Below are 987 nucleotides of genomic sequence, written 5' to 3'. Positions count from 1 at the left end.
CATGACGCTGGCACCTGAGGGACGTCGGATGCTGCGGGTGGAGGCCCGCAACGCCGCCGTGCCCATCGAGCGCAAGCCCGAGTGGATCCGCACCACCGCCAAGACCGGCCCTGAGTACCAGGCCCTGCACGGACTGGTGAAGAAAGAGGGCCTGCACACCGTCTGCCAGGAAGCCGGCTGCCCCAACATCTTCGAGTGCTGGGAGGACAAGGAAGCCACCTTCCTCATCGGCGGTGACCAGTGCACCCGCCGCTGCGACTTCTGCCAGATCGACACCGGCAAGCCCGCCGCCTTCGACGCCGACGAGCCCCGCCGCGTCGCGGAGTCGGTGGCGAGCATGGGGCTGCGCTACGCCACCATCACCGGCGTCGCCCGCGACGACCTCGCCGACGGCGGCGCGTGGCTGTACGCCGAGACCGTCAGGCGGATCCACGCCAACGACACCGTCGACGGCAACGGGACGGGGGTGGAGCTGCTGATCCCCGACTTCAACCGGGATGCCTCCCAGCTCGCGGAGGTCTTCTCCTCGGCGCCGGAGGTGCTGGCCCACAACGTGGAGACCGTGCCGCGGGTCTTCAAGCGGATCCGCCCGGCCTTCACCTATGAGCGCTCCCTCGGGGTCATCACCGACGCCCGCCAGGCCGGTCTGGTGACCAAGTCCAACCTGATCCTGGGGATGGGGGAGACCTACGAGGAGGTCGTGCAAGCGCTGCGGGACCTGCACGACGCCGGGTGCGACATCATCACGATCACCCAGTACCTGCGGCCCTCCCCGCGCCACCACCCGGTGGAGCGGTGGGTGAAGCCGGAGGAGTTCGTGGCCCTGCAGGCCGAGGCGAACAGCATCGGGTTCACCGGGGTGCTGGCCGGTCCGCTGGTGCGCTCCTCCTACCGCGCGGGGCGGCTGTACGCCCAGGCGCTGGCCGCGCGCGGTGGCACCCTGCCCGAGCACCTGGGACACCTGGGGGCTGCCTCGGCGGCCGGCCC

General features: G+C 71.0%; 1 protein-coding gene. It reads left to right on the top strand.

Annotated features, from left to right (window positions below; translation table 11 throughout):
* Nucleotide 1: 1 nt before the first annotated feature.
* Nucleotides 2-987, top strand: a 986-nt coding sequence (lipA, locus tag FHN55_RS21685) for a lipoyl synthase (RefSeq protein ID WP_139714492.1), incomplete at its 3' end; no start/stop codon positions are given.

This window comes from Streptomyces sp. NP160, assembly GCF_006335115.1.
Taxonomy (GTDB): Bacteria; Actinomycetota; Actinomycetes; order Actinomycetales; family Quadrisphaeraceae; genus Quadrisphaera.
Note: the sequence above shows the minus strand (reverse complement) of the source record. Positions and strands in the feature narration are given on the sequence as shown.